9 protein-coding genes are annotated in these 9,244 nt (G+C 69.0%); 6 read left to right on the top strand and 3 right to left on the bottom strand.

The window, feature by feature from the left end; all coding sequences use genetic code 11:
• Positions 1–86: 86 nt before the first annotated feature.
• The 6 genes from VGV13_09570 to VGV13_09545 all read left to right on the top strand — a co-directional run bounded on the left by VGV13_09570 (position 87) and on the right by VGV13_09545 (position 6,057).
• Positions 87–1,733, top strand: coding sequence for a thiamine pyrophosphate-binding protein (locus VGV13_09570; protein ID HEV8641332.1), 1,647 nt, complete (start codon positions 87–89; stop codon positions 1,731–1,733).
• A gap of 150 nt (positions 1,734–1,883) precedes the next feature.
• The gene (locus VGV13_09565) at positions 1,884–2,855 is read left to right on the top strand and encodes a zinc-binding dehydrogenase (protein ID HEV8641331.1); all 972 of its coding nucleotides are present in this window, start codon (positions 1,884–1,886) and stop codon (positions 2,853–2,855) included.
• Between the two features lie 26 nt (positions 2,856–2,881).
• The gene (locus tag VGV13_09560) at positions 2,882–3,304 is read left to right on the top strand and encodes a PPOX class F420-dependent oxidoreductase (GenBank protein HEV8641330.1); all 423 of its coding nucleotides are present in this window, start codon (positions 2,882–2,884) and stop codon (positions 3,302–3,304) included.
• 7 nt (positions 3,305–3,311) lie between these two features.
• Entirely contained in the window at positions 3,312–4,511 is a 1,200-nt protein-coding gene (locus VGV13_09555) for a CoA transferase (protein HEV8641329.1), read from the top strand.
• Between the two features lie 13 nt (positions 4,512–4,524).
• Complete coding sequence (locus VGV13_09550) at positions 4,525–5,643, top strand: amidohydrolase family protein (protein HEV8641328.1); 1,119 nt, start codon at positions 4,525–4,527, stop codon at positions 5,641–5,643.
• 60 nt (positions 5,644–5,703) lie between these two features.
• Positions 5,704–6,057 carry a retroviral-like aspartic protease family protein gene (locus VGV13_09545; protein ID HEV8641327.1) on the top strand — a complete coding sequence of 118 codons (354 nt, stop codon included), beginning with the start codon at positions 5,704–5,706 and terminating at the stop codon, positions 6,055–6,057.
• A 14-nt stretch (positions 6,058–6,071) separates the two neighbouring features.
• On the opposite strand, the gene VGV13_09540 is transcribed toward VGV13_09545, so the two are convergent.
• The 3 genes from VGV13_09540 to VGV13_09530 all read right to left on the bottom strand — a co-directional run.
• Positions 6,072–7,229, bottom strand: a complete 1,158-nt coding sequence (locus VGV13_09540) for an LLM class flavin-dependent oxidoreductase (protein ID HEV8641326.1) — start codon at positions 7,227–7,229, stop codon at positions 6,072–6,074.
• A complete protein-coding gene (locus tag VGV13_09535; GenBank protein ID HEV8641325.1) occupies positions 7,226–8,899 on the bottom strand; it encodes a glutamine--tRNA ligase/YqeY domain fusion protein in 1,674 nt (557 codons plus the stop codon). The genes VGV13_09540 and VGV13_09535 overlap by 4 nt, the downstream gene beginning before the upstream one ends.
• Before the next feature lie 12 nt (positions 8,900–8,911).
• Positions 8,912–9,244: CoA transferase (locus tag VGV13_09530; GenBank protein ID HEV8641324.1), on the bottom strand; the 333-nt coding region annotated here is incomplete at its 5' end.

The following is a 9,244-nucleotide window of genomic DNA, read 5'->3' as shown; positions in this document are numbered from 1 at the left end:
CGATACATTGCTCGTGCCGACGCCCGCTTTGACTGCTACAGTCTGTACCGCCCGCGGACTCGTCGACAGAACCGAAAGGGCTGACCATGGGAACGATCACAGGCTCGGAGGTGCTGGCGCAGGCGCTCAGGTCACAGGGCGTGGACACGCTCTTCTACCTGATGGGGGGGCCCATGCTGGAGACGGAGGCCGCCTGCATCCAGCTCGGCATCCGGGCGATCGACACCCGGCACGAGCAGGCGGCGGCGCTGGCCGCCCACGCCTGGACGCGGGTGACGCGGCGGCCCGGCGTCTGCATGGGCTGCTCGGGCCCGGGGACGACCAACCTGGTCACCGGGGTGGCCAACGCCTTCACCGACTGCGCGCCGCTCGTGGCCATCGGCGGGTCGAGCCCGCGGGTCTTCCTCGGGATGGAGGCGTTCCAGGAGATCGACCAGGTCGCGGTCATGAGGCCGGTGACGAAGTGGGCGGAGCGGATCTACGACGCCAGGCGCATCCCCGACGTCGTCGCGACGGCGTTCCGCCAGGCGACGACGGGACGCCCTGGCCCCGTCTACCTCGACCTGCCGGGCGACATCCTCGGCGAGAAGGTCGAGGAGGAGAAGATCACGTATCCGCCGGCGTGGCGGCCGGCGCCGCGCACGCTCGGCGATCCGAGCTCGGTACGGGAGGCGATCGCGCTGCTGGCGCGCGCCGAGCGCCCGGTGATCATCGGGGGCAGCGGCGTTTGGTGGTCCGACGCGGCGGCCGCGTTCCAGGCCTTCGTCGAGGCGACCGGCATTCCGTTCTACACGACGCCGATCTCGCGCGGGTTGATTCCCGAGGATCACGCGCTGGCCTTCCTGAACGCCCGCAGCACCGCGTTCGCCGAGGCCGACGTGGTCCTCGCCGTGGGCACGCGCTTCAACTGGGTCATCCAGTTCGGCCGCCCGCCGCGCTTTGCCGCCGACCTCAAGGTGATCCACGTGGACGTGAACCCGACCCAGCTCGGGCACAACCGTGCCGTGGACGTGCCCATCGCCGGCGACGCGCGCGCCGTGCTCGAGCAGCTCCGGGCGGAGGCTGAAGGCAAGATCGATCCCAGCCGCTACGCGGCCTGGACGGGGAAGCTCCGCACGCTCGACGGTGAGAAGTCGTCGGAGTCGGACAAGGCCATGAGTAGCGACAACGTGCCCATCCATCCGCTCCGGCTCTGCAAGGAGGTGCGCGACTTCCTCCGGCGCGACGCGATCCTCGTCGTGGACGGCCAGGAGATCCTCAACTACGGCCGGCAGGCGATCCCGACGTTCGTCCCTGGCCACCGGCTCAACTCGGGGGCGTTCGGCTGCATGGGGGTCGGCCTGCCCTTCGGCGTCGGCGCGAAGGTGGCCAAGCCCGACGCGCAGGTGGTCGTCCTCCACGGCGACGGCTCCTATGGTCTCAACGCGATGGAGATCGACACGGCGGTGCGCCACCAGATCCCCGTCGTGGTAGTGATCAGCAACAACGGCGGGTGGACGGCGGACACGCCGTGGGCGCGGCCGCTGCCCAAGCCGGGGCGGAAGCTCGGCCACACCCGCTACGACAAGGTCGCGCAGGAGCTGGGCGCCCACGGCGAGCTCGTGGAGAAGCCGCACGAGATCCGCCCGGCGCTCGAGCGGGCGTGGGCCTCGGGCAAGCCCGCCGTGGTCAACGTCATCACCGACGACAAAGCGCGCGCGCAGACCGTGCGCTTCTCCGCGTACACGACGTAGGAGGTCTCCTTCGGTCGCGGCATACACTAGTGCCGTTCCAACTATTCGCGCCTAGGAAGGCACCGTGTACGTCGTTCGTGGACAGATTTAGTATCAACAAGTTGGAACGGCACTAGGGCCGGTCGACGACCCCAGGACGAGGAGCTCAGCATGAAGGCCTACTGGATCACGCCGGGTCCCGGCGGCACGAAGGTCGAGCTGCGCGAGACTCCCACCCCCGAACCCAAGCCGGGCGAAATCCTGGTCCGGGTCCGGGCCACCTCGTTGAACCGTGGCGAGCTCCTGGGGGGAAAGGCGGGCGCCCCGGCCCGAGCCGGCGGCGGCGAGTGCGCGGGCGACGTGGTGAAGGTCGGCGAGGGTGTCACCGGCCTCTCGACGGGCGATCGCGTGATGGGGCGCTGCGGCGGCGGCTTCGCCGAGTACGCCCTCATGGACGCGCGGGAGGCGATGCGCGCGCCCACGCGGCTCTCGTGGGAAGAGGCGGCGGCGACGCCGCTGGTCTTTCTCGTGGTCTACGACATGCTGGTCGCGCAGGGCCATCTCGCGGCCGGCCAGTGGCTGCTCGTCACGGGTGTCTCGTCGGGCGTCGGCGTTGCCGCGCTCCAGACCGCGAAAGTGCTGGGCGCGCGGGTCATCGGCACGTCGGGTTCCGACGACAAGCTGGCCCGGCTCGAAAAGCTCGGGCTCGACGTGGGCATCCGGACGCGGACCGGCGACTTCCACGACGCCGTGATGAAGGCCACCGACGGCAAGGGCGTGAACCTCGTGGTGAACAACGTAGGCGGGTCGGTCTTTCCCGAGTGCATCCGGGTGCTGGCCTTCGAGGGTCGGCTGGCGACGGTGGGGCACCTGGACCGGGTGCTGACGAGCACCCTCGATCTCGAGGCCCTGCACAGCAGGCGCCTCACGCTGTTCGGCGTGAGCAACCGGCTCCGCTCAGCCGCCCAGCGGGCCGAGACGGTGCGCGGCTTCGTCCGGGACCTCCTGCCCCGCTTCGAGGACGGCCGGCTGCGTCCGCTGGTCGACAAGGTGTTCGGGCTCGAGGACCTGCCGGCGGCCATCAAGTTCATGGAGTCCGACGCCCAGGTCGGCAAGATCGTCGTGCGCGGCCGAGCGGACTGACGCGATCCAGACTGGAGAAAGTGGCGATGCCGCTGTCAACCGATGCCCGCGCGCTGCTCGAGGAGCCGACCTTCGCTCACCTCGCCACGCTGATGCCCGACGGCTCGCCGCACTCGGCCCCGGTCTGGGTCGGCGTCGAGGGCGATCGGATTCTCATTGCCACCGGGGAGGGATCGCTGAAGGGGAAGAACACCAAGCGGGATCCGCGCGTGTCGCTGTCCGTCGTGGCGATGGACAATCCCTACCGTGAGGCCCAGCTTCGTGGTCGCGTCATCGAGCGGCGGCCGGATCGCAAGCTCGAGGTGATCGACAGGATCTCGCGCAAGTACACCGGCCAGGAGTTTCCGATGCGCAACAATCCCGAGCAGCGCGTCGTCCTGGTCATCGAGGTCGAGCGGGCGCGCTACACCGTGCTGCCGTTCCGTCACACACCACCGAAGCGGGGCTGAGGCGACTATGTCGTCCAAGGCGCTCGAGGGGATTCGCGTTCTCGACCTGACCCAGTACGAGGCCGGCCCGTCCTGCACGCAGATGCTCGCGTGGCTCGGGGCCGACGTCATCAAGATCGAGCCGCCCGCCGGCGAGCCTGGCCGCACCGCGCTCTCCGACAAGCGCGGCGAGGACGCGTGGTTCTTCCTGCTGCTGAACTCCTGCAAGAAGGGCGTGACGCTGAATCTGAAATCACCGCGCGGCCGCGCGATGTTCGAGGAGATGGTGAAAAGCGCGGACGTCGTCGTCGAGAACATGGGGCCCGGCGCGATGGAGCGGCTCGGCCTGGGGTCCGAGGCGCTCCGGCGGCTGAACCCGCGCATCATCGCCGCCTCGGTGAAAGGCTTCGGGAGCGGCGGGCCGTATTCGGAGTACAAGTCCTTCGAGTGGATCGCCCAGGCGATGGCGGGCGCGATGAGCATGACAGGCTCGCCCGACGGCCCGCCGACGAAGGCCATCGGCGGCCTGGCCGACACGGGCGCCGGGCTGCACACGGCGATCGGCATCCTGGCGGCGATCATCCAGCGCCAGACGACGGGCGTGGGCCAGCAGATCGAGGTGGCGCAGCAGGACTCGGTGGTGAACCAGCTCCGCATCCACCTGCGCGATACCTACGTGGACGGCAAGCCCGCGCCCCGCCGCGGCAACCGCTCGGCGGGTGCGGCGCCTTCCAACATCTACCGCTGCCGGCCCTTCGGGCCGAACGACTACGTCTTCATTCACCTCGCCACTGTCGAGATGTGGAAGACGCTGACGAGGATCGTCGGCCGTCCCGAGCTGGGCGACGATCCGCGCTACGCCGACCGGCGCGACCGCGTCCAGTTCGTCGACGAGATCGACGACATGATCGAGGCGTGGACGGAGAAGCGCACGAAGCACGAGGTGATGGAGACCCTGGCCGGCGCGGGCATCCCGTGCGGGGCCGTGCTCGACTCGAGCGAGGTGCTGTCGGACCCGCATCTGCGCCAGCGCGGCTTCATCGTGGACCTCGAGCATCCCCGACGCGGCCCGTACCCGATGCCCGCGAACCCGGTGCGGCTGTCGGCCTCGCCGACGGAAGTGGTGCGCGCGCCGCTGCTCGGCGAGCACAACGCCGAGGTCTACGGCAGGCTGCTCGGCTACGGGCCGGCCGATCTCGACGCTCTTCACCGCGAGGGGGTCATCTGAAGGGAGGTTTCCCATGTCACGCACGTACAACGTCATCGACGCCGATGGACACGTGCTCGAGCCGGTGGACCTGTTCGAGAAGTACATGGACCCCGCCTACCGCGACCGCGCGCCGCGGATGATCGTGGACACCGACGGCAAGGAGCGCCTGCTCATCGAAGGCCGGGTGCTCGGCAGCCCCAAGGGCCTCGGCCTGCTGGGGGCGATCGGCGCCCGGCAGGGCACGGTGGACGACGTCACGATGAAGTATCTCGAGGGCCGCAAGGGCGGCTTCGACCCGCACGCGCGAATCGCCGACATGGACCTGGACGGTATCGACGCGGCGTTCCTCTATCCCAGCATCGGCCTGTTCGCCGGCGCCATCAAGGATCCCGGCCTCGCCGCGGCCGCCTGCCGGGCCTACAACCGCTGGCTCGCGGACTACTGCCGGCCCTATCCGGACCGCCTCTTCGGCGTGGCCATGCTTCCCATGCAGTCGATCGACTTCGCCATCGACGAGATGCGCTACGCCCGCAAGGGGCTGGGCATGCGCGGCGGCTTCCTCCGCCCCAATCCATACAACGGGCGAATGCTGCACCACCCCGACTACGCGCCGTTCTGGGCCGAGGTGCAGGAGCTCGATTTCGCCATCGGTCTGCACGAGGGCGCCAGCGGCGGCATGCCCCAGGTGGGCGTCGATCGCTTCGAGACGCGCGGGGCCCGGCACATCATCTCGCACACCATGGAGATGATGCTGGCCTCGATGAGCGTGATCTGGGGCGGCGTGTGCGATCGCTTCCCCCGGGTTCGCATCGCCTTCCTGGAGTCCGGCGGCGGGTGGATCGCGCCTTGGCTCGACCGGATGGATCGCCACTTCGACGACCAGGGCTTCAACGACTCGGGGCTCTCCATGCGCCCGAGCGAGCTGTTCCAGCGGAACTGCTGGATCTCGTTCGAGCCCGTGGAGGGGTGCCTCTCGGTGCTCGCGGACTACATCGGCCCCCACAAGATTCTCTGGGCCACCGATTACCCGCATCCCGACGGCTTCTTCCCCGGTGCGCCGAAGCTGATCGCCGATCGGCCGGAGCTGTCGGCGCAGACCAAGCGCGAGATCCTGGCGGGCGGCGCCCGGCGCTTCTACGGGCTGACGTAGCGGCCGACTGTCTCCGCGCAGAACCACGACAGGCGACGCGGGTTCCACTACAATTCTGGTGTGGGACTGACATACGTCGAGGGCGTGGTGGCCGACCCCACCGGCACGTCTCGCGCCGTGCGGTTCATGGTCGACAGCGGGGCGAAGTACAGCCTTCTGCCTCCGGCCGATTGGCGCGCGATCGGACTGGCGCCGAAGCGGCGGATGACCTTCGCCCTCGCCGATGGCACCCTGATCGATCGCGACGTCTCCGAGTGTCACATCGCGCTGCCGCAGGGCGAGGGGCACACGCCCGTGATTCTCGGCGAAGCCGGCGACGCGGCGCTGCTCGGCGTGGTCACCCTCGAGATCCTCGGGTTCGTCCTGAACCCGTTCAACCGGACCCTCCAGCCAGCCCGGCTCCTCCTGGCCTGAGCCGCCAACCCCGCTCAGCGCCCGGCGAACTCCGGCAGGACCTCCTTGCCGAGCCAGGCGAGCTGTTCCAGCAAGACCGCCTTGGGCGTCCCCATGCTGTTGCTCAGGTGCACGTACTCGAGGCCGGGGTACTTCTCCTCGAGTGACCTGAGGTACGCCACCAGCTCCTCGGGGGGCCCGGCGAACCAGGCGCCGAGCTTCATGTAGTGCTCGACGTCGGGGACGCCGGCGGCGGCCCAGCCCCCGCGTCGCGTGGAGGCGTCGAGCTGCGCGGGCGTGATGCCGGGCACGAAGCCCAGCGGGCCGAACATCTTCACGTGCTCCTCGTACAACGGCGTGATCTCGCGGACGGCGCGCTCGCGCGATTCGGCCAGGTGGTAGAAGATGCCCAGGCTCAGTCCCTGGCCGAGCGCGTAATCGAGGCCGGCGCGCTGGGCGGCGTCCCGGTAGGCGTGGATCGACTTCTCGGCCATGGTGGCGGCGCCACCGCCGATGAGGCCCTTGATGCGGTGCTTGATCATGAAGTCGAGCCCGCGGGCGCCGGCGCTCACGATCGGTTGCCAGCACTCCACCGGCTGCCGCAGCGGCCGCGGCACCAGGGTGAGCTCGCGGAGCTCGTAGCCGCGGTAGGGGACGGCGGGCGGCAGCGTGTAGTGCCGGCCCCGGTGCGAGAACGACTCCGTGTGGAAGGCCTTCATGATGATGTCGACCTGCTCCTCGAAGAGGTCGCGGTTGGCGTCGGCGTCGAGCATGGGGGCGCCGAAGGTCTCCACCTCGCGGGTGTGGTAGCCGCGACCGACGCCGAAGACGGTACGCCCGCCGGTGAGGATGTCGGCGGTGGCGAAGTCCTCGGCCAGGCGGAGCGGATGCCACATGGGCGTGATGTTGAAGCCGCAGCCGATCCGCAGCCGCGACGTCAGGTGCGAGAGGTGCACCGCCAGCATCAGGATGTTGGGCAGCACTTCGTACCCTTCGTGCTGGAAGTGATGCTCGGCGAGCCAGAGGATGCTGTAGCCGTGCTCGTCCATGCACCGCGCGATCGTCTCCGTCTTCTCGAAGACGGACGCCAGCTCGGCGTTCGAGTAGCGACGTTCGTTCGCGGGCGTGGCGGATTGCCCCATGTCGCCGAGATCGACGTGGCCCGCGTAGACGGTAGAGAACTTCGTGATCATGTCGAGGTCCCTTTCGTCTCGATCTTGGCCCACGTGTCGCGCAGCCCGACCGTCCGGTTGAGCACCAGGTGGTCCGGCGACGAATCGCGCGCATCCACGCAGAAATATCCCTGCCGCTCGAACTGGACCCGGGAATCCGGCCCGGCCTCACGCAGCGCGGGCTCCACGCGGCAGCCGGTGAGCACCTCCAGCGATCGTGGGTTCAGCACGCTCCGGAAATCCTCGGCGTCGTCAGGCTTCGGCGTACTGAAGAGCTGCTCGTAGAGCCGGACTTCGGCCTCGACGGAATGCGCCGCCGACACCCAGTGAATCGTGCCCTTGACCCGGCGTCCCTTCGCGTCGCCGCCCTTCGACGCCGGATCGTAGGTGCAGCGCACCTCGACGACGTTGCCGCCGGCGTCGCGCTCGACGCCCGTGCACCGGACGATGTACGCGTACCGCAGACGGACCTCGACGCCCGGTGAAAGCCGGAAGTACTTCGGCGGCGGCGGGTCGCGGAAGTCGTCCTGCTCGATGTAGACGACGCGGCTGAAGGCGACCGTGCGCGTGCCCGCGGACGGATCCTCCGGGTTGTTGATCGCATCGAACTCCTCGACCTGGCCCTCCGGATAGTTCTCGATCACGAGCTTCAAGGGCCGCAGCACCGCCAGACGGCGCGCCGCGCGCTTGTTCAGATCCTCGCGCAGACAATGCTCGAGCAACGCCATCTCGACCAGATTGGCCGCTTTCGCGACGCCGACGCGCTCACAGAAATCGCGGATCGCTTCCGGCGTGTACCCGCGGCGACGCAGTCCCGCGAGGGTCCACATGCGCGGATCGTCCCAGCCGGACACCGCGCCACCCTCGACCAGCGCCAGGAGCTTCCGCTTGCTCATCACCGTGTGCGAGAGGTTCAGCCGCGCGAACTCGATCTGCCGCGGGTGATAGATCCCGAGCGCGTCGAGGTACCAGTCGTAGAGCGGGCGATGGTCCTCGTACTCGAGCGTGCAGAGCGAGTGCGTCACGCCCTCGATCGAGTCGGACTGGCCATGGGCCCAGTCGTACATCGGGTAGAGGCACCACCGATCGCCGGTGCGCTGGTGCGTCGCGTGGCGGATCCGGTACATGACGGGGTCGCGCAGGTTGATGTTGGGCGCCGCCATGTCGATCTTCGCGCGGAGCGTCTTCGTCCCGTCCTCGAACTCGCCGGCGCGCATGCGCGCGAAGAGGTCGAGGTTCTCCTCCACCGAGCGGGTGCGGTACGGGCTGTCGCGTCCGGGCTCCGTCAGGGTGCCGCGGTGCTCGCGGATCTCGTCGGCCGAGAGGTCGTCGACGTACGCCTTGCCGGCGCGGATCAACTGCACGGCCCAGTCGTAGAGCTGCTCGAAGTAGTCGGACGCGTGGTAGAGGTGCTCGCCCCACTCGAACCCGAGCCAGTGGATGTCGCGCATGATCGCGTCGACGTACTCCTGGCTCTCTTTCGTGGGGTTGGTGTCGTCGAAGCGCAGGTGACAGCGTCCGCCGAATTCCTGCGCCATCCCGAAGTCGATCGAGATCGCTTTCGCGTGGCCGATGTGGAGATAGCCGTTCGGCTCGGGCGGGAATCGCGTGACCACTCCTGAGAATCGTCCGGCCCGCAGGTCCTCGACGACGGCGTCGCGGATGAAATGCGAAGGTTTGGCGTCACTCATCGCTCGATCCTATCACCCGAGCGTTCCGCCCTTCCTGAGCGCTTCGATCTCGTCCGCCGAGTAGCCGGCCTCGGCCAGGATCCGCTCGCCGTGCTCACCGAGCGCCGACACGTAGGGTTGCACCCCGGCGGGCGCGTCCGAGAAGCGGAACGGCGGGTTCAACACGCGGAACGTGCCGCCCGCGTCTCGCACGTCGCCGAACGCCTGGCGATGCGCGAGCTGCGGATCCTTCATGGCTTCTTCCACGGTGCGATAGCGCGAGCAGGGGACGCCGCAGCGATCGAAAGCCGCCTGACAGTCCGTCGTGGTGATCTGACGGGACCACTGCTCGAGCTCCTCGACGAA

The sequence above is a fragment of the Candidatus Methylomirabilota bacterium genome (assembly GCA_036001065.1).
Lineage (GTDB): Bacteria > Methylomirabilota > Methylomirabilia > Rokubacteriales > CSP1-6 > MNEF01.
This window is presented reverse-complemented; position numbering and strand designations above follow the sequence as displayed.